At 72.9% G+C, this 21,545-nt stretch carries 20 protein-coding genes; 16 read left to right on the plus strand and 4 right to left on the minus strand.

Annotated elements, in window-relative coordinates; genetic code table 11:
- Window positions 1-7 precede the first annotated feature (7 nt).
- Window positions 8-241 (minus strand): Lrp/AsnC family transcriptional regulator, encoded by a 234-nt coding sequence (locus tag AAC944_RS25995; protein ID WP_030267036.1) that lies wholly within the window; start codon window positions 239-241, stop codon window positions 8-10.
- A gap of 224 nt (window positions 242-465) precedes the next feature.
- Here AAC944_RS25995 and AAC944_RS26000 point away from each other — a divergent pair, with 224 nt between their 5' ends.
- Together AAC944_RS26000 and thiD are read left to right on the plus strand one after the other, a co-directional pair.
- Window positions 466-1,434 (plus strand): thiamine-phosphate kinase, encoded by a 969-nt coding sequence (locus tag AAC944_RS26000; protein WP_030623696.1) that lies wholly within the window; start codon window positions 466-468, stop codon window positions 1,432-1,434.
- A 44-nt stretch (window positions 1,435-1,478) separates the two neighbouring features.
- On the plus strand, window positions 1,479-2,267 hold the full coding sequence (thiD, locus tag AAC944_RS26005; RefSeq protein WP_030623693.1) for a bifunctional hydroxymethylpyrimidine kinase/phosphomethylpyrimidine kinase: 789 nt from the start codon (window positions 1,479-1,481) through the stop codon (window positions 2,265-2,267).
- A gap of 142 nt (window positions 2,268-2,409) precedes the next feature.
- On the opposite strand, the gene rpmB is transcribed toward thiD, so the two are convergent.
- The gene (gene rpmB / locus AAC944_RS26010; RefSeq protein WP_030267048.1) at window positions 2,410-2,595 is read right to left on the minus strand and encodes a 50S ribosomal protein L28; all 186 of its coding nucleotides are present in this window, start codon (window positions 2,593-2,595) and stop codon (window positions 2,410-2,412) included.
- Window positions 2,596-2,829: 234 nt separating this feature from the next.
- Between rpmB and AAC944_RS26015 the strand changes: the two genes are divergently transcribed.
- From AAC944_RS26015 to mutM, 10 genes are all read left to right on the plus strand, one after another.
- Window positions 2,830-4,575, plus strand: coding sequence for a DAK2 domain-containing protein (locus AAC944_RS26015; protein WP_030623690.1), 1,746 nt, complete (start codon window positions 2,830-2,832; stop codon window positions 4,573-4,575).
- 133 nt (window positions 4,576-4,708) lie between these two features.
- Window positions 4,709-6,904, plus strand: a complete 2,196-nt coding sequence (gene recG / locus AAC944_RS26020; RefSeq protein ID WP_037773441.1) for an ATP-dependent DNA helicase RecG — start codon at window positions 4,709-4,711, stop codon at window positions 6,902-6,904.
- A 150-nt stretch (window positions 6,905-7,054) separates the two neighbouring features.
- Entirely contained in the window at window positions 7,055-7,573 is a 519-nt protein-coding gene (locus tag AAC944_RS26025) for a hypothetical protein (RefSeq protein WP_030623686.1), read from the plus strand.
- Between the two features lie 94 nt (window positions 7,574-7,667).
- Window positions 7,668-8,318, plus strand: a complete 651-nt coding sequence (rsmD, locus tag AAC944_RS26030; protein WP_051872383.1) for a 16S rRNA (guanine(966)-N(2))-methyltransferase RsmD — start codon at window positions 7,668-7,670, stop codon at window positions 8,316-8,318.
- Window positions 8,315-8,824, plus strand: a complete 510-nt coding sequence (gene coaD / locus AAC944_RS26035) for a pantetheine-phosphate adenylyltransferase (RefSeq protein ID WP_030623681.1) — start codon at window positions 8,315-8,317, stop codon at window positions 8,822-8,824. The genes rsmD and coaD overlap by 4 nt, the downstream gene beginning before the upstream one ends.
- Window positions 8,825-8,945: 121 nt before the next feature.
- Window positions 8,946-10,097, plus strand: coding sequence for a F0F1 ATP synthase subunit B (locus tag AAC944_RS26040; RefSeq protein ID WP_030623678.1), 1,152 nt, complete (start codon window positions 8,946-8,948; stop codon window positions 10,095-10,097).
- 213 nt (window positions 10,098-10,310) lie between these two features.
- The gene (locus AAC944_RS26045) at window positions 10,311-10,910 is read left to right on the plus strand and encodes a YceD family protein (RefSeq protein ID WP_368396452.1); all 600 of its coding nucleotides are present in this window, start codon (window positions 10,311-10,313) and stop codon (window positions 10,908-10,910) included.
- A 2-nt stretch (window positions 10,911-10,912) separates the two neighbouring features.
- Entirely contained in the window at window positions 10,913-11,086 is a 174-nt protein-coding gene (gene rpmF, locus AAC944_RS26050; RefSeq protein WP_028802425.1) for a 50S ribosomal protein L32, read from the plus strand.
- Between the two features lie 19 nt (window positions 11,087-11,105).
- On the plus strand, window positions 11,106-11,894 hold the full coding sequence (rnc, locus tag AAC944_RS26055) for a ribonuclease III (protein ID WP_030623670.1): 789 nt from the start codon (window positions 11,106-11,108) through the stop codon (window positions 11,892-11,894).
- A 145-nt stretch (window positions 11,895-12,039) separates the two neighbouring features.
- On the plus strand, window positions 12,040-12,972 hold the full coding sequence (mutM, locus tag AAC944_RS26060; protein WP_030623667.1) for a bifunctional DNA-formamidopyrimidine glycosylase/DNA-(apurinic or apyrimidinic site) lyase: 933 nt from the start codon (window positions 12,040-12,042) through the stop codon (window positions 12,970-12,972).
- 4 nt (window positions 12,973-12,976) lie between these two features.
- Here mutM and AAC944_RS26065 read toward each other — a convergent pair whose 3' ends face one another.
- Together AAC944_RS26065 and AAC944_RS26070 are read right to left on the minus strand one after the other, a co-directional pair.
- Window positions 12,977-13,342, minus strand: a complete 366-nt coding sequence (locus AAC944_RS26065) for a hypothetical protein (protein ID WP_051872382.1) — start codon at window positions 13,340-13,342, stop codon at window positions 12,977-12,979.
- A 152-nt stretch (window positions 13,343-13,494) separates the two neighbouring features.
- Entirely contained in the window at window positions 13,495-14,301 is an 807-nt protein-coding gene (locus AAC944_RS26070; RefSeq protein ID WP_368396453.1) for a CAP domain-containing protein, read from the minus strand.
- 458 nt (window positions 14,302-14,759) lie between these two features.
- Here AAC944_RS26070 and AAC944_RS26075 point away from each other — a divergent pair, with 458 nt between their 5' ends.
- The 4 genes from AAC944_RS26075 (at window position 14,760) to AAC944_RS26090 (ending at window position 21,542) form a co-directional block, all read left to right on the plus strand.
- Window positions 14,760-15,041, plus strand: coding sequence for an acylphosphatase (locus tag AAC944_RS26075; RefSeq protein ID WP_030623660.1), 282 nt, complete (start codon window positions 14,760-14,762; stop codon window positions 15,039-15,041).
- Between the two features lie 382 nt (window positions 15,042-15,423).
- Window positions 15,424-15,630 (plus strand): hypothetical protein, encoded by a 207-nt coding sequence (locus AAC944_RS26080; RefSeq protein ID WP_030623651.1) that lies wholly within the window; start codon window positions 15,424-15,426, stop codon window positions 15,628-15,630.
- 356 nt (window positions 15,631-15,986) lie between these two features.
- The gene (locus tag AAC944_RS26085; protein WP_030623648.1) at window positions 15,987-19,892 is read left to right on the plus strand and encodes an AAA family ATPase; all 3,906 of its coding nucleotides are present in this window, start codon (window positions 15,987-15,989) and stop codon (window positions 19,890-19,892) included.
- Between the two features lie 231 nt (window positions 19,893-20,123).
- Complete coding sequence (locus AAC944_RS26090; RefSeq protein ID WP_030623645.1) at window positions 20,124-21,542, plus strand: sugar porter family MFS transporter; 1,419 nt, start codon at window positions 20,124-20,126, stop codon at window positions 21,540-21,542.
- The last annotated feature ends 3 nt before the right edge of the window (window positions 21,543-21,545 follow it).

Here is a 21,545-nt window from a genome sequence, read left to right on the forward strand (position 1 = left end):
CGGGGGACTAGATATGGACGACCGGGCAGGTAAGGGTGCGCGTGATGCCGTCCACCTGCTGGACCTTGGCGACCACCATGCGGCCGAGATCGTCGACCGTGTCAGCCTGGGCACGCACGATCACGTCGTAGGGGCCGGTCACGTCCTCGGCCTGGATCACACCGGGCAGCTTGGCGATCACTTCGGCGACCGCGGAGGCCTTGCCGACCTCGGTCTGGATCAGGATGTAGGCCTGTACCACGGGACCTCCAGGGCGGCTTCGAGGATCATGTGGGAAGAAGGGACGCCACGGTACCGCGTCGCCGAGCGGAGCGGGGAGACCCGCGCGGCCGACGCGGCGAACAGTTGGCGGCCGCCGGCGCGGAACGCGTCATCCGGAGCGCGGCCGTCCGGCAAGGCGGCGTCGGCCGTGCGCGACGCGTCAGTGGAGTACGGAAGGTCCGTACGCATGGGAAGGGCAACAGCATGAAGGGCACCGTGGGCGAGTTGGGGGAGTTCGGCCTCATCAGAGAGCTGACCTCGCGGCTCACCTCCACCCCGGCCGTACGCATCGGACCGGGCGACGACGCCGCCGTGGTCACCGCGCCGGACCGCCGGGTCGTGGCCAGTACGGACGTACTCCTCGAAGGGCGGCACTTCCGCCGCGACTGGTCCACCGCCTACGACGTCGGCCGCAAGGCCGCCGCCCAGAACCTCGCCGACATCGCCGCCATGGGCGCGGTCCCCACCGCCATCCTGCTCGGCCTCGTCGTGCCCGCCGAACTCCCCGCCACCTGGGCCACCGAGCTGATGGACGGCCTGCGGGACGAGTGCCAGGTCGCGGGCGCCGCCGTGGTCGGCGGCGACGTCGTACGCGGCGAGGTCATCACCGTCGCCGTCACCGCCCTCGGCGACCTGCGCAACGCCGAGCCGGTCACCCGCTCCGGGGCCCAGCCCGGCGACGTCGTCGCGGTCACCGGCTGGCTCGGCTGGTCCGCCGCCGGCCACGCGGTCCTCACCCGCGGCTTCCGTTCCCCGCGCGCCTTCGTGGAGGCGCACCGCAGGCCGGAGCCGCCGTACCACGCGGGCCCCGCGGCCGCCGGGCTCGGCGCGACCGCCATGACGGACGTCAGCGACGGCCTGGTCGCCGACCTCGGGCACATCGCCGAGGCCAGCAAGGTCCGTATCGACCTGCAGTCCCAGAAGATCGACGTGCCCTCGCAGATGGCCGACATCGGTACGGCCTGCGGCGTGGACCCGCTCCAGTGGGTGCTCAGCGGCGGCGAGGACCACGCCATCGTGGCGACGTTCCCGCCGGACGTGAAGCTGCCGGCCCGCTGGAAGGTCATCGGCGAGGTGCTGAACCCCTCCGCGCTGCCCCAGGTGACGGTGGACGGCGCGCCCTGGACCAAGGGCGGCTGGGACCACTTCGGGGACGACGACGTGGTCGGCTGACGGCCTCCGGGCCCCGGCCGTCCGCCGTCGATTAGATTCGAAGCATGTACACACCACCACGCGTCCTGACCGTCGCCGGCTCCGACTCCGGCGGCGGCGCGGGGATCCAGGCGGACCTGAAGACGATGCTCGCGCTCGGCACGCACGGCATGAGCGTGCTGACCGCCGTCACCGCCCAGAACTCCCTCGGGGTGCAGGGCGCGTGGGACCTGCCGGCCGAGGCCGTGCGGGCCCAGTTCCGCAGCGTCGTGGACGACATCGGCGTCCAGGCGGTCAAGACGGGGATGCTCTCCTCGCCGGAACTGGTCGAGACCGTCGCCGCCCTGCTCGGTGAGGTCTCCGCCCCCGTGGTCGTCGACCCGGTGGGCGTCTCGAAGCACGGTGACGCGCTGCTCGCCGCCACGGCCCTGGAAGCGGTCCGTACGAAGCTGCTGCCGACCGCGACGGTCGCCACCCCCAACCTCGACGAGGTCGCCCAGCTCACGGGCGTGGAGGTGCGTGAGGAGGCCGACATGCGGCGGGCCGCGGCGGCCGTCCTGGAGTTCGGTCCGGGCTGGGCGCTGATCAAGGGCGGGCATCTGTCGGGCGACGCGGTGGACCTGCTCACCGACGGTGAGCAGGAGCACTGGCTGCGTGCCCCGCGCCACGACAACCGCCACACGCACGGTACGGGCTGCACGCTCGCCAGTGCGATCGCTGCGCGGCTGGCGCACGGCGACACCGTTCCGGAGGCCGTGGCGGCGGCGAAGGAGTACGTCACGGGCGCGATCGCGGCCGGCTTCCGGCTGGGCGAGGGGATCGGCCCCGTGGACCACGGCTGGCAGCTGCGCTGAGCGCCGGGGCTTTACGGAGGCGCCTGCGCACCGGTGCGGGCGCTCCGTACGAGCGGCCCGCACCCCCGGCACAGCAGAAAGCCGGCCCACCCTCAGGTGGACCGGCTCCAAGGCAACCGGCAGGCTGCGCCACGACGTAACGTCAGCGCGCGACCTTGCCGGCCTTGATGCACGAGGTGCAGACGTTGAGCCGCTTCGGCGTGCGCCCGATCACAGCGCGCACCGTCTGGATGTTGGGGTTCCAACGACGGTTGGTGCGGCGGTGCGAGTGAGAAACGCTCTTGCCGAAGCCCGGCCCCTTGCCGCAGACGTCGCAGTTGGCAGCCACGGGTCACTCCAAAGACTTCAGATGCACTTACGGTAATTCCCAGCGCGCCGAGTGCATTGAACGACAAGCGGTGCCGGGAGGGAAATGGCCCGATTCGCATCGGGCAACCGGAGCAGCATACAACGACCGCTCCCGCCCTACGAAACTACCACGGCCCGTCCGGTGCCCCGCTCCGAGTGCACGCGCCGCCCGCGGCTACTCTGCGGTGCACGGCCCCTACCGAGGAGGACATCCGTGCCGCACACGCTCGACGCCGCAGCGGTGCGTGCCTGGTGCGGGCTGGCCTTGGAGGCGCTCGGCCGGGACCGGGAGCGGATCGACGCGATCAACGTCTACCCCGTCGCGGACGGCGACACCGGCACCAACCTCTACCTGACCATGGAATCGGCGGCCCGCGCCGTCGAAGCGGCCTTCGACGGCCATGGCGCCTCCGGCGCAGCGCCCGGCCTCGCCGACGCCATCGGCGCGATGGCGCACGGCGCGCTCATCGGGGCGCGCGGCAATTCCGGCACGATCCTCGCGCAGCTGCTGCGCGGCATGACGGAAGTGCTGGCGGCGCCTCCGGAGGCGGCCCCCGCGCCCGGTACGGAGACGCCGGCCCCCGCCTCCGGTACGGCGGAACGTGACGCGGCGCACAGTGCGGCCGACGCGCTGGCCCGTGCACTGCGGCGGGCCGCCGCGTCCACGTACGAAGCGGTGGCGCACCCGGTGGAGGGCACGGTCCTCACCGTGGCGACGGCGGCGGCGGACGCCGCCGAGGGCGCCGTCCCGGGCGGCGACGCGGCGGCGGTGGCGCGCGCCGCCCACGAGGGGGCCGGGAAGGCGCTGGACGCGACTCCGGGGCAGCTCGCGGTGCTGGGCAGGGCCGGGGTCGTCGACGCGGGCGGCTGCGGCCTGGTCGCCGTCCTCGGGGCGCTCGCGGAAGCGCTGTCCGGGGAGCGGGCGCCCGCGGCCGGCGGGGTACGGCTCGCGGTGGGCGCGCCCGCCGTACGGGCCGGTACGGACCCGGTCGCGGTCGTCGCCGAGGCCGGCGGCTGCGGGGCCGCCGACGAGCACGCCGCCGCCGGCGGCCCCGCCTTCGAGGTGATCTATCTGCTGGAGGCCGGTGACGCCGCCGTGGCCCGGCTCCGGGCCCGCCTCGACCGGCTCGGTGACTCCTTGGTCGTGGTCGGCGGGGACGGCCTGTGGCACGTCCATGTGCACGTGGACGACGCGGGCGCGGCCGTCGAGGCGGGCATCGAGGCGGGCCGCCCGTACCGGATCCGCATCACGCACTTCGCGGGCGCCGAGGCCACGCGGGGCAAGGCCCCCGAGCGCGTGGAGCGGGCCGTGGTCGCCGTGGTGCCCGGGGACGGGCTGGCCGGCCTGTGCACCGAGGCCGGCGCGACGGTGGTCTCCGTGCGGCCCGGGGAGCCGCCCGCCAGCGGCGAGCTGGTGCAGGCGATCCGGCAGGCGCACGCCCGCGAGGTGGTCCTGCTGCCCAACGACGCCGAGCTGCGGCACACGGCCGCCGCGGCGGCCGGGGAGGCCCGGGCCGAAGGCGTACGCGTCGCGGTGATCCCCACCCGGGCCGCGGTCCAGGGCATCGCGGCGCTGGCCGTCCACGAGCCCGGGCGCACGTTCGACGAGGACGTGGTGGCCATGACCGCGGCCGCCGGCGCCACCCGGTACGGGGAGCTGGCGGTCGCCGAACGGCAGTCCTGGACCACGGCCGGGGTCTGCCAGGCCGGTGACGTGCTGGGGCTGGTGGACGGCGACGTCGCGGTGATCGGCGCCGACCCGGCGGCCGTCGCGGCCGACGTACTGGACCGGATGCTGTCGGCGGGCGGCGAGATGGTCACCCTCGTACTCGGCGGCGGCTTCCCCCAGGAACTGGCCGAACGCCTCGAACGCCACGTCCGCGAGCACCACCTGGCCGTGGACACGGTCGTCTACGAGGGCGGCCGGTCGGCACCGCTGCTGCTGATCGGCGTGGAGTAGCGCTCCCGGGGCGGCGGCCCCGCCCCGCGTGCCGGGACCACCGGTCCTCCCGGTACCGGGATCAGCGGTCCTCCCGGTATCGGGAACACCGGTCCTCCCGCCGCTTGTCAGTGGCGTGGTGTGCAATGGACCCGTGCTGGATGAACCCCTGAAGAAGATCCTCGGCGGCACCACCGCGAAGGTGCTGGCCGAGCACCTCGGCCTGCACACGGTCGGCGATCTGCTGCACCACTACCCCCGCCGGTACGCCGAGCGCGGCGAGCTGACCACCCTCGCCGACCTCCCGCTGGACGAGCACGTCACGGTCGTCGCCCGGGTCGCCGACGCCCGCGTGCTCACCTTCAACCACGGCCGGGGCCAGCGCCTGGAGGTCACCCTCACCGACGGCAGCGGCCGGCTGCAGCTGGTCTTCTTCGGCAAGGGCATCCACAAGCCGCGGCACGACCTGGTCCCGGGCCGCCGCGCGATGTTCGCGGGCAAGGTGTCGGTCTTCAACCGCAAGCTCCAGCTCGCCCACCCCGAGTACGAACTCCTCGCGGGCGAGGGCGGCGAGGACGCCGTGGACGCGTTCGCGGGCCGGCTCCTGCCGATCTACCCGGCCGCCCAGAAGATGCCCTCCTGGAAGGTCGCCAAGGCGGTGGACGCGGTACTGCCCAGCGCCCGGGAGGCGGTCGACCCGCTGCCGCCCGCGCTCCGTGAGGGCCGCGGCCTGATCCCCCTGCCCGAGGCCCTGCTCAAGGTGCACCGGCCCGCCACCAAGGCCGACATCGCCGACGCCCGGGCCCGCCTGAAGTGGGACGAGGCGTTCGTCCTCCAGGTCGCGCTGGCCCGCCGCCGCTTCGCCGAGACCCAGCTGCCCGCCGTGCCCCGCCCGTTGACCGAGGGCGGCATCCTGGACGCCTTCGACGCCCGGCTGCCCTTCACCCTCACCGACGGCCAGCAGAAGGTCAGCCGCGAGATCTTCGACGACCTGGCCACGGACCACCCGATGCACCGCCTCCTCCAGGGAGAGGTGGGCAGCGGGAAGACCATGGTCGCGCTGCGGGCCATGCTCGCCGTGGTGGACACCGGCGGCCAGGCGGCGATGCTGGCGCCGACCGAGGTGCTCGCGCAGCAGCACCACCGGTCGATCACGGAGATGATGGGGGAGCTGGCCGAGGGCGGCATGCTCGGGGGAGCGGAGCACGGTACGAAGGTCGTGCTGCTGACCGGTTCCATGGGGGCCGCCGCGCGCAAGCAGGCGCTGCTGGACCTCGTCACGGGCGAGGCCGGCATCGTGATCGGCACGCATGCGCTGATCGAGGACAAGGTGCAGTTCCACGACCTGGGCCTGGTCGTGGTGGACGAGCAGCACCGCTTCGGTGTGGAGCAGCGGGACGCGCTGCGCGCCAAGGGCAAGCAGCCGCCGCATCTTCTGGTGATGACGGCCACGCCCATTCCGCGGACGGTCGCGATGACGGTCTTCGGTGACCTGGAGACCTCCGTACTGGACCAGTTGCCGGCCGGGCGGTCGCCGATCGCCAGCCATGTGGTGCCGGCCAAGGACAAGCCGCACTTCCTCGCGCGCGCCTGGGAGCGGGTGCGCGAGGAGGTCGAGGGCGGCCACCAGGCGTACGTGGTGTGCCCGCGGATCGGTGACGAGGAGGAGCCGAAGGGCGCGAAGAAGAAGGGCGAGGAGGCCGAGGAGGACGCCGCGGCGGAGGAGGCGGAGAAGCGGCCGCCGCTGGCCGTGCTGGACGTCGCCGAGCAGCTGGCGAAGGGGCCGCTCGCGGGGCTGCGGGTGGAGGTGCTGCACGGCCGGATGCAGCCGGACGACAAGGACGAGGTGATGCGCCGGTTCGCCGCCGGTGAGGTGGACGTCCTGGTGGCGACGACCGTCATCGAGGTCGGGGTGAACGTCCCGAACGCCACCGCCATGGTGATCATGGATGCGGACCGGTTCGGCGTCTCACAGCTGCACCAGCTGCGCGGCCGGGTCGGCCGTGGCTCGGCCCCCGGCCTGTGCCTGCTGGTGACGGAGATGTCCGAGGCGAGCCCGGCGCGGGCCCGGCTCGGCGCGGTGGCGAGCACCCTGGACGGCTTCGAGCTGTCCCGGATCGACCTGGAGCAGCGGCGCGAGGGCGACGTGCTGGGACAGGCGCAGTCCGGGGTGCGGTCCAGCCTGCGGATGCTCGCGGTCATCGAGGACGAGGACGTCATCGAGGCGGCCCGGGAGGAGGCGACGGCGACCGTGGCGGCGGACCCGGAGCTGGCCGGACTCCCCGAGCTGCGGGTCGCGTTGGACGCCCTGCTGGACACCGAGCGGGAGAGCTACCTGGACAAGGGGTGAGGCGGCGCGGGCGGGCCCCGCCCCGTCGCCGGGCGTTCCGGGGAGAGCGGGCCCCGTTGTCGGACCCTCCTGGGAGACTGGATTCCGTACGGGCCGGTCCTGATCTCTCCGTCCGGCGGCCGGCCGTGCGCGGACCAGGGGGGCCGTCTCATGGCATTCCGGCATCTGAACGAGCTGCCGCTCGGCGACAAGATCTTCCGTATCGAGCTGACGAGCGACGACGACGCGACCGTCACCCTCACCCTCACCGGCTGGCACGAGGACGCTCCCGAGACGCTCCTCGCCTCCGGTGCCCTCACCCTGCCCCTGACCGAGGTCCCGGCCCTGCGGATCGCGCTGAACCGCGCCCTGCGGGCGCTCGCGCTGGTGGCCGACGTGGCCGAGCCGATACCGGACCGGGACGTGCTGCGTGAGCTGTTCCCCGGGCACGGCGCCCCGTGGGTGCCGCAGCACGAGGAGGACCTGACCCGCCGTTTCCACGACGGCGAGACCATCGCCCGCATAGCCGCCCGCTTCGGCCGTACGCCCGATTCGGTACGGACGAAACTGCGCGAGCTCGGCCACGACCCGCGCCGCCCGGAGTACTGCCCGCCGGACGGCTGCCTGTCCTGGTCGCGGTATGCCTCACCGGCGCTGGTGGGCGGGGTGGAGGAGACCGACGGCAGGTGAGGCGCGCACGCCATATCGTGGGGGTGCGGGACCGCTCCCGGCCCCGCCCCGCCCATGGGCCGCATGGGCCGCACAGCTTGAGGACGAAGATCGTATGACCCGCGTGATCGCCGGCGTGGCCGGCGGCCGGCGCCTGGCCGTGCCGCCGGGCACGGGCACCCGCCCGACCTCCGACCGGGCGCGCGAGGGCCTGTTCTCCACCTGGGAGGCGCTGGACGGCCCGCTGACCGGGGCCAGGGTGCTGGACCTGTACGGCGGGTCCGGCGCGGTCGGCCTGGAGGCGCTCTCCCGCGGGGCCGAGGCCGTGCTGCTGGCCGAGGCCGACGCGAAGGCCGCCCGGACGATCCGGGAGAACATCCGCAGCCTCGGCCTGCCGGGTGCCGAGTTCCGCGCGGCGAAGGCCGAGCAGGTCGCCGCCGGGCCGGTCTCCGGGGAGCCGTACGACATCGTCTTCCTGGATCCGCCGTACGCCGTGAGCGACGACGATCTTCGCGAGATCCTCCTCACACTCCGCTCGCAAGGCTGGATCACGGGCGATGCGCTCGCCACCGTGGAGCGGAGCACCAGAGGCGGGGAATTCCGCTGGCCCGAGGGATTCGAGGGTCTGCGGTCCCGCCGCTACGGCGAGGCCACGCTTTGGTACGGTCGCGCCGCTTCGACGTGCGAGAACGCCGGTGAGGACGCCGGCGGCAGCGCCGGCAGGAACGCTGTCGACGGTGATGCCACGTCGGCAAGCGAGTCATGACCGCATCGGAGAGCGAGGAACCTGAAGTGCGCCGTGCCGTCTGTCCGGGGTCGTTCGACCCCGTCACCAATGGGCACCTGGACATCATCGCCCGGGCCTCCAAGCTCTACGACGTGGTCCACGTCGCCGTGATGATCAACAAGTCCAAGAAGGGCCTGTTCACGGTCGAGGAGCGGATCGACCTGATCCGCCGGGCGACCGCCGAGTACGGGAACGTCCAGGTCGAGGCGTTCCACGGGCTGCTCGTCGACTTCTGCAAGCAGCGTGACATTCCGGCCATCGTGAAGGGCCTGCGCGCGGTCAGCGACTTCGACTACGAGCTGCAGATGGCCCAGATGAACAACGGCCTCTCCGGCGTCGAGACGCTCTTCGTCCCGACCAACCCCACCTACAGCTTCCTCTCGTCCAGCCTGGTCAAGGAGGTCGCGGCCTGGGGCGGCGACGTCTCCCACCTGGTACCGGACTTCGTCTTCGAAGCCCTCACCGAGCGCCTCGCGGAGAAGTGACGCCGGAAGCGGCGGAGGGCCGTCCGGCTGACGGGGCGTCAGTGGGTGTCGGGGCGAGGGCGGGTGGCCGTACAGTCGTCCCCGTTACGTCGTTTCATCCCCCAGAGAGTGGCGAGCCCCAGTGGACGTGCAGAAGAAGCTCGACGAGATCGTCGAGACCGTCGGCCATGCCCGGTCCATGCCCATGTCGGCCTCCTGCGTGGTGAACCGCGCCGAGCTGCTGGCCATGCTCGAAGAGGTGCGGGCCGCGCTCCCTGGGTCGCTCGCGCAGGCACAGGAGCTGCTCGGCGGGCGCGAGCAGGTGGTCGAGGAGGCCCGCGCCGAGGCGGAGCGGATCATCGAGGAGGCGCACGCCCGGCGCGGTTCGCTGATCTCCGGGACGGAGGTCGCCCGGCAGGCGCAGGAGGAGGCCGACCGCATCCTCGCCGAGGCCCGGCGGGAGGCCGAGGAGATCCGCGCCGAGGCCGACGACTACGTCGACAGCAAGCTCGCCAACTTCGAGGTCGTGCTCACCAAGACCATCGGTTCGGTGGACCGCGGCCGGGAGAAGCTGCTCGGCCGCGGCCCGGGCCTGGACCAGGACGGGTACGAGGACACCGAGGCGCCCGAGCGCAGCGCGGACCCGGAGACGCTGCGGCAGCGGGCCGACGCGTACGTGGACGCCAAGTTCGGCGCCTTCGAGGCCGTACTGACCAAGACCCTGGAGGCGGTCGGGCGGGGCCGCCAGAAGCTCCTGGGCGCGCAGCCCACGGACGAGCTGGGGGCGCAGTACGCGGCGCACACCGACCCCGCGACGGGCCTGCCGCAGTCCGGCGACGCCGAGTACCTCGCCGACCTCGCCGGCATCCAGCAGCCCACGGCTCCCCAGGCCCCCCAGATGCCCCCGGTGCCCGCCGCGCCGCCCGCCCAGCCCGCCGGGCAGCCCTTCGCGCCACCCGCCATGGACCCCGCGGCCGCCACGCAGCAGGACTACTACGCCACGGCGGGCTACGGCCAGGACGCGTACGGCTACCAGCAGCCGCAGCAGTACGCCCAGCAGCAGGACCCGTACGGCTACGGCTGGCAGCAGCAGGCCCAGCAGGTCCAGCAGGGGTACGACGCCGGTGCGTACGTCCCTCAGCAGGACCGGGACCAGCACCTCACGCACGGCGGGCAGCCGCAGCAGCCCCCGCACCACCAGGGACAGCAGCCCGCGGCCCTGGACGAGACCAGCCTGTTCGACACCAGCATGATCGACCTGGAGCAGCTGCGGCAGTACGAGCAGGGGCGCTGACGGACGGCCCCGCGCGGCCCGGCGGCGCGCCCCGCCGGGGGCCGCCGGGTGTGGATTGGGTCAATCGCGGCCCGTCCAGTATCCTGGCTGTTCGGTCGCGCATACGTCCGCGATCTGTGCTGCCCGACGACCGCCCCGTGCGGCGTGGGCGGCCCGAACCGCCGTAGAAAGCAGGAAGCCATCAACGCCCGCCTCGACCACCGCTCCCCTCTCGTGTTCGACACACGCGAGCTGGGCCGGCGTCCCGGTGCGATGAAGAAGGTCTCCCGCTCCGTCGAGGCCCCGGCGGACCTCGGCAACGAGGTCATCGGCGTGCCCGAGGGCGCACCGATCGAGCTCGACCTCCGCCTGGAGTCGGTCATGGACGGGGTGCTTGTCACAGGCACCGCCCGTGCATCCGTGACGGGGGAGTGCGTAAGGTGTCTGGAGCCGCTCGGGCGTGAGCTCGAAGCGGACTTCCAGGAGATGTTCTCCTACCCCGACGCCGACGCCCGGGTCCGTGAAGCGGACCAGGACGACGACGCCGAGGACGAGGAGGACACCCTCTTCCTCGAGGACGACCTGTTCGACCTCGAACCCGTGCTGCGCGATGCGGTGGTGCTCGCACTGCCGATGCAGCCGGTGTGCCAGGACGACTGTCCGGGCCTGTGCTCCCAGTGCGGAGCCCGGCTCGCGGACGACCCGGACCACCACCACGACGCCGTCGACATCCGTTGGGCGGCACTGCAGGGACTCGCCGAATCCATCCAGGACGGCGAGAAGGACAACATGGGCGGCGCCGATGCGGGCGTCGACGAGAAGCAGGAGAAGTAGCCGTGGCTGTTCCGAAGCGGAAGATGTCGCGCAGCAACACGCGCCACCGCCGGTCGCAGTGGAAGGCTGCGGTCCCCACCCTGGTGGCGTGCGAGCGCTGCCACGAGCCGAAGCAGCAGCACATCGCGTGCCCCGCTTGCGGCACCTACAACAAGCGCCAGGTCCTCGAGGTCTGAGCGGCTGGTGACGGGCTCTATGTCAGACGCTGATTCGTCGAAGAACTCCTCGAAGACTCCGTCTGCGGACACGGCCTCGTCCCACACGCTTCTGGAAGGGCGGCTCGGGTACAAGCTCGAGTCCGCCCTTCTGGTGCGTGCGCTGACGCACCGCAGTTACGCATACGAGAACGGCGGTCTGCCCACCAACGAGCGCCTGGAGTTCCTCGGGGACTCCGTCCTGGGCCTGGTGGTCACCGACACGCTGTACCGCACCCACCCCGACCTGCCCGAAGGCCAGCTGGCCAAGCTGCGGGCCGCGGTGGTCAACTCGCGTGCGCTCGCCGAGGTGGGCCGCGGCCTCGACCTCGGTGCCTTCATCCGGCTCGGCCGGGGTGAGGAAGGCACGGGCGGCCGGGACAAGGCCTCCATCCTCGCCGACACACTCGAAGCCGTCATCGGCGCGGTCTACCTGGACCAGGGCCTCGACGCGGCCTCCGAACTGGTGCACCGCCTGTTCGACCCGCTGATCGAGAAGTCCTCCAGCCTGGGCGCCGGCCTGGACTGGAAGACCAGCCTCCAGGAGCTGACCGCAACCGAAGGACTCGGGGTTCCCGAATACCTGGTCACCGAGACCGGGCCGGACCACGAGAAGACCTTCACTGCTGCTGCCCGCGTCGGTGGTGTCTCGTACGGCACCGGCACCGGCCGCAGCAAGAAGGAAGCCGAGCAGCAGGCGGCGGAGTCCGCCTGGCGGGAGATCCGCGCCGCGGCGGACGCGGCGGCCCAGGCCGCCACGGAAGCCGCCACCGGCGGCCCCGCGAACTGAGTTCGCGCCGCGCGCCCTGCGCGCGGTCCCCGCCCGACCACCCCTCCACGGGGACAGGACGGGCGGGGTTTCCTTTTCCCCGTACCAGGCACTCGGCACCCGTTCGCCCCAGCGCCCCCACGGCACACGTCCCCGAGGAGATCCCTTGCCCGAACTGCCCGAGGTCGAGGTCGTACGGCGCGGACTGGAGCGCTGGGTCAGCGGCCGGACCATCGACACCGTGGACGTCCTGCACCCCCGGGCGGTGCGCCGGCACGTCGCGGGCGGCGCGGACTTCGCCGCCCGGCTGGCCGGCCACCGCGTCGGCGAGGCCCGCCGCCGGGGCAAGTACCTCTGGCTCCCGCTCGCGGGCGACCTCTCGGTCCTCGCCCACCTCGGCATGAGCGGCCAGCTCCTGGTCCAGCCCCAGGACGCCCCCGACGAGAAGCACCTCCGCATCCGCATCCGCTTCACGGACGCGGTGCACGTCCCGGACGACACGGCCGCAGCCCCCGGCGTCGCACCGTCCGCCGACCTCCCCCAGGACACCGTCGGCACCGAACTCCGCTTCGTCGACCAGCGCACCTTCGGCGGACTCTCGCTCCACCCCACCGTCCCCGGCGATCCCGACGGCCTCCCCGACGTGATCGCCCACATCGCCCGCGACCCGCTCGACGAGGCCTTCGACGACGCCGCGTTCCACGACGCGCTGCGCCGCCGCCGTACGACGATCAAGCGCGCGCTCCTGGACCAGTCCCTGATCAGCGGCGTCGGCAACATCTACGCCGACGAGGCCCTGTGGCGCAGCCGGCTCCACTACGACCGCCCCACCGCCACCCTCACCCGCCCCCGTACCACCGAACTCCTCGGGCACGTACGCGACGTGATGACCGCGGCCCTCGCCGTCGGCGGCACGAGCTTCGACAGCCTCTACGTCAACGTCAACGGCGAATCCGGCTACTTCGAACGCTCCCTGGACGCCTACGGCCGCGAGGACGAACCCTGCCGCCGCTGCACCACCCCCATCCGCCGCCGCCCCTGGATGAACCGCTCGAGCTACTACTGCCCGAAGTGCCAGCGGGTGCCGCGGCGTCGGTAGGGCGCTAGCCGGCCGGTCCGGGTGCGGCAGCGGGGCACACGCTTTCGTGCCTGGTGCGCAGGGGCTCCCCGGGACGCGGCTCGAAGACACGCACCGCCACCTGATGGTGCACCGGGTGCGGCACCACCCGCCAGTACTCGCCACGCACCGGCTCCGCCGGGTGATCCTCCCTGGTCAGATACACCCAACGGCCGTAGTCCGTGCGGACGGGCACGAGCACGGCACCGCAGTCGCACTCCGGCGGGAGCTGCTCCGCCCCCGCCGGGGCGGGGGCCGTGGCCCCGTCCAGCGTGGCGAGAACGTTGGCCGGCCAGTTCATGCAGGTGTCGCAGAGCAGGCCGCGACGCCCGACGAGTTCGCGTTTCCGCACGCTTGCGTCCGGTCTGCGGCAATGCCGGCAGATCCTGCGGCTGTCACCTGCGGTTCCCCCCATGCCTCGGAGAGTGAACGCCGTTGCGCACAGGGCGGCAGGGCGCAACCGGGGCGCGTGGGAGCGTGGGTGACGGACGGGTGGCGGGGAGATCAGAAGCCGAAGTCCTGGGTCCACCACGGGCCGCCCGGGGCCTGGTGGGTGCCTACGCCGAGGGTGCGGTAGTCGCAGTTGAGGATGTTGGCGCGGTGGCCGGGGCTGTTCATCCAGGAGTCCATGACGGCCTCGGGGGTGGCCTGGCCGCGGGCTATGTTCTCGCCGCCGAGGTCGGTGATGCCGGCGGTCTTCGCGCGGTCCCAGGGGGTGGCGCCGTCCGGGTCGGTGTGGGCGAAGAAGCCGCGGCGGGCCATGTCCTCGCTGAACGTCTGCGCCAGGTCGGCGAGGCCGGTGTCGGCGGTGACCGGGGCGCAGCCCGCCTTGTCGCGTTCTTCGTTGACCAGGGTGAGGACGCGGGCGGCGGGCGAGGCGTCCGCGGCGCGGGTGTCGGCCGGGGTGGGGGAGGACCCGCCGCCGGCGGCGGGGGAGGAGCCGCCGGAGCCGGGGGACGAGCCGCGGCCGGGGGCGTCGGCGGACCCGTCGCCGGACGTACCGGCCTCGGACGCGCCGTCGCCGGAGGCGCCGTCCCGCTCGCCGGCCGAGGCGTCCGAGGAGGGGCGCGCCTCGGGTGCCGGCGGCCGGCCGGCGCCGCGGTCGGCCGGGGGAGTGCCGCGGTCGGCGGGGAGCGCGGAGCGTGCGCCCTCGGTGGTGGTCACGTCCGGCAGCGCGCCGGTACGGATCTGCCCGCCCGGTCCGTCCGCGCGCCCCGGCTCGTACGTGCCGCCGCCCGGCAGGAGCCCCGCCGAGACGGCCACGGCCCCCATCGCCAGCGCCGCCGACACACCGAGCAGGCCGGTACGCACGGGCGTGGTCCGGAGGAAGCCGCCGGGGCGGCGGGAGGGCGCACCGTGGCGCGCCGGGCCGACGGGGGCCGAGCCGGCGCGCGCCGGGCCGGCGGAAGCGGAGCCGGCGGGGGGCCGAGCCGACCCGGGCCGCGGTGCGGTCGGTGCGGGAGGTGTCGCCGGTGCGGAAGGGGGCCTCGGTGGGCAGGGGGCCGGTGAGGTGCGCGGGGACCGAGGGGTGGGGGCCGCGGTGGCGGCCTGTGGGGGTGTCGGCGGCCGGTGCTCCGGGCGGCACGGGAGCGGTGCGTCGATGGCGGCCCATCCGGTGACTTCCTTCCGTCCACGACCGTCATGGACTCCCGTCCACGAACGCCACATCTGAATCACCCGTACGAGTGACCACTGATGTCGCGTGACTGTACGGCACGGGGTGATGGGGCGAAGTGCTCAGCGAGCAATTGGCCGGTTAACGTGCACGCATGAACGAAGATGTCCGCATGACGGCCTGGGTGCGTGGCCGCGTGCAAGGTGTCGGCTTCCGATGGTTCACCCGGGCCAACGCGCTGCGCATCGGGGGCCTCGTGGGCTTCGCCATAAACCGGGAGGACGGGCGCGTCCAGGTGGTGGCCGAAGGGCCCCGGGAGCGGTGCGAGGAGTTGCTGGAGTGGCTGCGTACCGGGGACACGCCCGGCCGGGTGGACGGTGTGAGTGAGATTTGGGACACGCCGCGAGGCGGGTACGGCGACTTCGCGATCCGCTGACGAAGGGGTGCCGACCGGCCTGCCGGGCCGTCCGCGACCCGCGTCATGACATGCCGCCGGCACCTGCGGGAGGCAGAAATCACCTGGTGGTTGCCAATTCCGCCGTTGCGTGGAAGGCTGCCGGAGTAAGGATGATCTCCACGCCCCCGGGGCCGTTTCCGGAGCGCCGACGCGAGCCTTCTGCCGTCGTGCGCGCTCACGAGCCCGCGGATACGGGGCGTGATCGTGTTGACCGTCAAACCATTTGGTGAGACTCTGGAATCCCCGCGCACCTTAGCTGTTTGGCATTGCGTACACCGAAGAATGACAGACACCGCGGGTGCGATTCCCTCACGACCCACCACCGCTTCGGTCGGTCACTCAGTGTGGAGGACCATCCATCATGGCAAAGGCGCTTCTCGGTTACGTCGGCGGCTCCGACCCCCGAGTCCTCGCCGAGATGCGACGGCTTCAGCAGCGCGTCCAGGACCTCGAATCCGAGATCATCAGGATTCAGGCCGAGAACGACGCGCTGTCCGCTGCCGCACGTCACGGCGACTCGCTGCTCGACAGCATCGACGTATCCCAGGCGGAGCCGGCGCTCACCTGACCATTGCCCCAAGGGCCGGTCGGGCTGAGACGACAGCCACTTGAGGCACCGCTCTCTGAAGATTCAAGGGACGCTTCGGCGTCCCTTCGTCGTTCTCGCCTCCGCTTCCTGGCGAACTCTTACCGCATGGTGTGCCCTGCACGTTCCGCGGCGAAACCGAAACGGGCCGGGCGCGGAGGAGGGCGCCCCGCGCTGACCGGCCACCGGACGCCGGCGGAAGGGGCGCGTCGGCCACGGCGCGCAAGGGGCGGCCGGGACGGCCGGGACGGTCAGGAACGCCGGACAAGAGGGGCGGCGCGCCAGGGGTGGCCGGGACGGCCAGGGCTGCGGGCGCGCGAAAGGTAGAGTCCAACGGCGTGCACCTCAAGAGCCTGACCCTGCGAGGATTCAAGTCCTTCGCGTCCGCCACCACCCTGCGCTTCGAGCCCGGCATCACCTGCGTCGTGGGCCCCAACGGCTCGGGCAAGTCCAACGTGGTCGACGCCCTCTCCTGGGTCATGGGCGAGCAGGGCGCGAAGTCGCTGCGCGGCGGCAAGATGGAGGACGTCATCTTCGCCGGCACCACCGGCCGTCCGCCGCTGGGCCGCGCCGAGGTCTCGCTCACGATCGACAACGCCGACGGCGCGCTGCCCATCGAGTACGCCGAGGTCACCATCACGCGGATCATGTTCCGTAACGGCGGCAGCGAGTACCAGCTCAACGGTGACACCTGCCGGCTGCTGGACATCCAGGAGCTGCTGTCGGACTCCGGCATCGGCCGCGAGATGCACGTCATCGTCGGGCAGGGCCAGCTCGACGGGGTGCTGCACGCCGACCCGATGGGCCGCCGCGCCTTCATCGAGGAGGCCGCCGGCGTCCTGAAGCACCGCAAGCGCAAGGAGAAGGCGCTGCGCAAGCTGGACGCGATGCAGGCCAACCTCGCCCGCGTCCAGGATCTGACGGACGAGCTGCGGCGGCAGCTGAAGCCGCTCGGGCGGCAGGCGGCCGTGGCCCGCCGTGCCGCCGTCATCCAGGCCGACCTGCGGGACGCCCGGCTCCGGCTGCTCGCCGACGACCTCGTCACGCTGCGCGAGGCGCTCCGTACGGAGATCGCCGACGAGGCCGCGCTCAAGAAGCGCCGCGAAGCCACCGAGGCCGAGCTGAAGGAGGCGCTGCGGCGCGAGGCGGCCCTGGAGGAAGAGGTGCGGACGCTCGCGCCGCGGCTCCAGCGCGCCCAGCAGACCTGGTACGAGCTGTCGCAGCTGGCGGAGCGGGTACGTGGCACGGTCTCGCTGGCCGAAGCGCGGGTGAAGAGCGCGCAGGCCGCGCCCCCCGAGGAGCGCCGCGGCCGCGACCCCGAGGAGATGGAGCGCGAGGCGGCCCGTATCCGTGAGCAGGAGGCGGAGCTGGAGGCCGCGCTGGAGGCGGCGACCCGGGCGCTGGACGACATGGTCGAGCACCGTGCGGGTCTGGAGCGGCAGCTGCAGGACGAGGAGCGCCGGATAAGGGATGCCGCGCGGGCCATCGCCGACCGGCGCGAGGGGCTGGCCCGGCTGCACGGTCAGGTCACCGCGGCGCGTGGCCGGGCCGCTTCGGCCCAGGCGGAGATCGACCGGCTCACCGAGTCCAAGGACGCGGCGCAGCAGCGCGCGGAGGCGGCCCAGCAGGAGTACGAGCAGCTCAAGGCCGAGGTCGACGGTCTGGACGCGGGCGACGAGGAGCTGGCGGAGCAGCACGAGCGGGCGAAGGAGGAGCTGGCCGACGCCGAGCGCGCCCTGAACGCGGCCCGTGAGGCGCTGACCGCGGCGGAGCGCAAGCGCGCCGCGACCTCCGCCCGGCACGACGCGCTGGCGCTGGGGCTGCGGCGCAAGGACGGTACGGGCGCGCTGCTGGCCGCCGCCGACCGGCTGGGCGGGCTGCTCGGTCCGGCCGCCGAGCTGCTGACCGTACAGCCGGGGTACGAGGTACCGGTCGCGGCGGCGCTGGGTGCGGCGGCCGACGCGGTCGCCGTGGCCGACCCCGCGACCGCGGCGGAGGCCATCCGCCTGCTCCGCAAGCAGGACGCGGGCCGCGCGGTCATGCTTCCCGCGGCACCGGCGGAACACTCCCTGACCGGCCCGGCGGGGGAACGTTCCCTCGCCGGGCCGGCATCGCAGGAGACCGCGGCGTCGCAGGGCACCACGGCGGGGGCGGGTGCGGCGACGGGCGCCGACCGCCCCGCCGGCGCGCCCGCAACACCAGGCGTCCCGCGCCCAGGTGACGGCACGCCAGCCGCCCCCGGCGCGACAGGTGCTGACGCCCCGGCAGGTGCCGCCCGCCCCGAGGCGCCGGGCGACGACGCCCCGTTCGCCGGTGGCTCGTCCGCCGCCGAGGCCCCCGCCATCCCGGGTGCGCGTACCGCCCCCGTACCTGCCGTACCCGACGAAGACGCCGCCAGTGGGGCGTCGTTCGGCTCCGTGCCTGCCGCCCGTACGCCCGGTGGTCCGCCCGCTGCCGCCGAACTGGTCGACGGGCCCGCGGAGTTGCTGCCGGCCGTGCGGCGGCTGCTGCGTGACGTGGTCGTGGTGAGCACGCTGGAGGACGCCGAGGACCTGGTCGCCGCGCGGCCGGGGGTGACCGCCGTGACCGCCGAGGGCGACCTGCTCGGGGCGCACTTCGCGCAGGGCGGTTCGGCCGGCGCGCCGAGCCTGCTGGAGGTGCAGGCCTCCGTCGACGAGGCGGCGGCGGAGCTGGAGCAGCTGGCCGCGCGCTGCGAGGAGCTGGCCGCCGCACAGCGGCTGGCCACCGAGCGCAGGGCCGAGCGGGCCGCGGCGGTCGAGGAGCTGGGGGAGCGGCGCCGGGCGGCCGACCGGGAGAAGTCGCAGGTCGCGCAGGCGCTGGGGCGGCTCGGCGGACAGGCCAGGGGCGCCGTGGGCGAGGCGGAGCGGTCGGCGGCCGCGGTCGCCAAGGCCGAGGAGGCGCTGGCCCGTGCGACCCAGGAGGCCGAGGAGCTGGCGGAGCGGCTGGCCGTTGCCGAGGAGGACCCCGGCGAGGAGGAGCCGGACACGTCCGTACGGGACCGGCTGGCCGCCGACGGGGCCAACGCGCGGCAGACCGAGATGGAGGCGCGCCTCCAGGTCCGTACGCACGAGGAGCGGGTGAAGGGCCTCGCGGGGCGAGCGGACGGGCTGGACCGGGCGGCGCGCGCCGAGCGGGAGGCGCGGGCGCGGGCCGAACAGCGGCGCGCCCGGCTACGTCACGAGGCGCGGGTCGCGTCGGCGGTCGCGGAGGGCGCGCGGCAGCTGCTCGCGCACATCGAGGTCTCGCTCGTACGGGCCGAGGAGGAGCGCACCTCGGCGGAGCAGGCGAAGGCGGAGCGGGAGCAGGCGCTGGCCGCCGAGCGGGACCGGGGCCGCGAGCTGAAGGACGCGCTGGACAAGCTGACGGACTCGGTGCACCGGGGTGAGGTGCTGGGTGCCGAGAAGCGGATGAAGATCGAGCAGCTGGAGACCAAGGCGCTGGAGGAGCTGGGCGTGGAGCCCGCCGGGCTGGTCGCCGAGTACGGCCCGGACCAGCTGGTGCCGCCGTCGCCGCCCGCCGAGGGCGAGGAGCTGCCGGCCGACCCGGAGCACCCGCGCAACCAGCCGGTGCCGTTCGTCCGGGCCGAGCAGGAGAAGCGGCTCAAGGCCGCCGAGCGGGCGTATCAGCAGCTCGGGAAGGTGAACCCGCTGGCGCTCGAGGAGTTCGCTGCGCTGGAGGAGCGCCACAAGTTCCTCAGCGAGCAGCTTGAAGACTTGAAGAAGACCCGCGCCGATCTGCTCCAGGTCGTCAAGGAGGTCGACGAGCGCGTCGAGCAGGTTTTCACGGAGGCGTACTGGGACACCGCGCGGGAGTTCGAGGGCGTCTTCGCGCGGCTCTTCCCGGGCGGCGAGGGGCGCCTCGTGCTGACCGACCCGGACAACATGCTGACGACCGGCGTGGACGTGGAGGCGCGGCCGCCGGGCAAGAAGGTGAAGCGGCTGTCGCTGCTCTCCGGCGGTGAGCGGTCGCTGACCGCGGTGGCCCTGCTGGTCTCGATCTTCAAGGCGCGGCCGAGCCCGTTCTACGTGATGGACGAGGTCGAGGCGGCGCTGGACGACACCAATCTGCAGCGGCTGATCCGGATCATGGAGGAGCTCCAGGAGAGCTCCCAGCTGATCGTGATCACGCACCAGAAGCGGACGATGGAGGTCGCCGACGCGCTGTACGGCGTGTCGATGCAGGGTGACGGGGTATCCAAGGTCATCAGCCAGCGACTGCACTGAGACGGCCCGTAAAGATGATCAAGGCGCGATCTGTGTTGTTCATAACCTGAACACAACTGCGGAAAGTGACGGCTCAGATCACTTCAGTCCCCCCTATTGACTTAGAAACTTGAAGGCATAGTCTCTGCAACGTTGCTTTTACCTTCAAGTGGTGGGTGCCGCGTTCGTATGCGCCACTGGAAGGGCCAGCCCCCTACGCCCGGCAGCGCAGCCGGGCCACTGGAGTACACGTTGACCAGCACCGCGCAGCCGGCGGGAACGGAAGGCCGCAAGGCCCAGCCGGACCACCTCGGCCATGTCATCTTCATCACCGCGGCTGCCGCGATGGGCGGCTTCCTGTTCGGTTACGACAGCTCCGTGATCAACGGCGCTGTCGAGGCCATCCGCCACCGGTACGACGTCGGCTCGGCCGGCCTCGCCCAGGTGATCGCGATCGCCCTGATCGGCTGCGCCATCGGTGCCGCCACCGCGGGCCGGATCGCCGACCGCATCGGCCGTATCCGCGTCATGCAGATCGCGGCCGTCCTGTTCACGGTCAGCGCCGTCGGCTCCGCGCTGCCGTTCGCGATCTGGGACCTGGCCATCTGGCGCATCGTCGGCGGCTTCGGCATCGGCATGGCCTCGGTCATCGGCCCGGCCTACATCGCCGAGGTCGCGCCGCCCGCGTACCGGGGCCGGCTCGGCTCCTTCCAGCAGGGCGCGATCGTCATCGGCATCGCCGTCTCCCAGCTGGTCAACTGGGGGATCCTGAACCTCGCCGACGGCGACCAGCGCGGCGTGATCGCCGGCCTGGAGGCCTGGCAGTGGATGCTCGGCGTCATGGTCGTCCCGGCCGTGCTCTACGGCCTGCTCTCCTTCGCCATCCCCGAGTCGCCGCGCTTCCTGATCAGCGTCGGCCGCCACGACAAGGCCAAGGAGGTGCTCGGTGAGGTCGAGGGCCACGGTGTGGACCTGGACCTGCGGGTGAACGAGATCGAGCAGGCGATGCGCCGCGAGCACAAGTCCAGCTTCAAGGACCTGCTCGGCAGCAAGGCGGGCTTCCTGCCCATCGTCTGGGTCGGCATCGGCCTGTCGGTCTTCCAGCAGCTGGTCGGCATCAACGTCGCGTTCTACTACTCCTCGACGCTGTGGCAGTCCGTCGGTATCGACCCGAGCAGCTCGTTCTTCTACAGCTTCACCACCTCGATCATCAACATCATCGGCACCGTGATCGCGATGATCTTCGTCGACAAGGTCGGACGCCGCCCGCTGGCGCTGGTCGGCTCCGCCGGCATGGCGATCGCCCTCGCGCTGGAGGCCTGGGCCTTCTCCGCGAAGACCGCGGGCGGCACGCTGCCGCACGCCCAGGGCGTGGTGGCGCTGATCGCGGCGCACGGCTTCGTGCTCTTCTTCGCCCTGTCCTGGGGCGTGGTGGTCTGGGTCTTCCTCGGCGAGATGTTCCCGAACAAGATCCGTGCCGCGGCCCTCGGTGTCGCCGCCTCGGCCCAGTGGATCGCCAACTGGGCGATCACGGCGACCTTCCCGAGCCTGTCGGAGTGGAACCTCTCCGGCACGTACGTGATCTACATGATCTTCGCCCTGCTCTCCATCCCCTTCGTGCTCAAGTTCGTGAAGGAGACGAAGGGCAAGGCGTTGGAGGAGATGGGCTAACCC

It is taken from the genome of Streptomyces sclerotialus, from assembly GCF_040907265.1.
Classification (GTDB): domain Bacteria; phylum Actinomycetota; class Actinomycetes; order Streptomycetales; family Streptomycetaceae; genus Streptomyces; species Streptomyces sclerotialus.

What these genes read in the sequence shown, in the direction of transcription:
- AAC944_RS26000 (WP_030623696.1), top strand. Translation starts at nt 466, where the DNA reads ATGAAGGGCACCGTGGGCGAGTTGGGGGAGTTCGGCCTCATCAGAGAG.
- thiD (WP_030623693.1), top strand. Translation starts at nt 1,479, where the DNA reads ATGTACACACCACCACGCGTCCTGACCGTCGCCGGCTCCGACTCCGGC.
- AAC944_RS26025 (WP_030623686.1), top strand. Translation starts at nt 7,055, where the DNA reads ATGGCATTCCGGCATCTGAACGAGCTGCCGCTCGGCGACAAGATCTTC.
- rsmD (WP_051872383.1), top strand. Translation starts at nt 7,668, where the DNA reads ATGACCCGCGTGATCGCCGGCGTGGCCGGCGGCCGGCGCCTGGCCGTG.
- coaD (WP_030623681.1), top strand. Translation starts at nt 8,315, where the DNA reads ATGACCGCATCGGAGAGCGAGGAACCTGAAGTGCGCCGTGCCGTCTGT.
- rnc (WP_030623670.1), top strand. Translation starts at nt 11,106, where the DNA reads ATGTCAGACGCTGATTCGTCGAAGAACTCCTCGAAGACTCCGTCTGCG.
- AAC944_RS26075 (WP_030623660.1), top strand. Translation starts at nt 14,760, where the DNA reads ATGAACGAAGATGTCCGCATGACGGCCTGGGTGCGTGGCCGCGTGCAA.
- AAC944_RS26080 (WP_030623651.1), top strand. Translation starts at nt 15,424, where the DNA reads ATGGCAAAGGCGCTTCTCGGTTACGTCGGCGGCTCCGACCCCCGAGTC.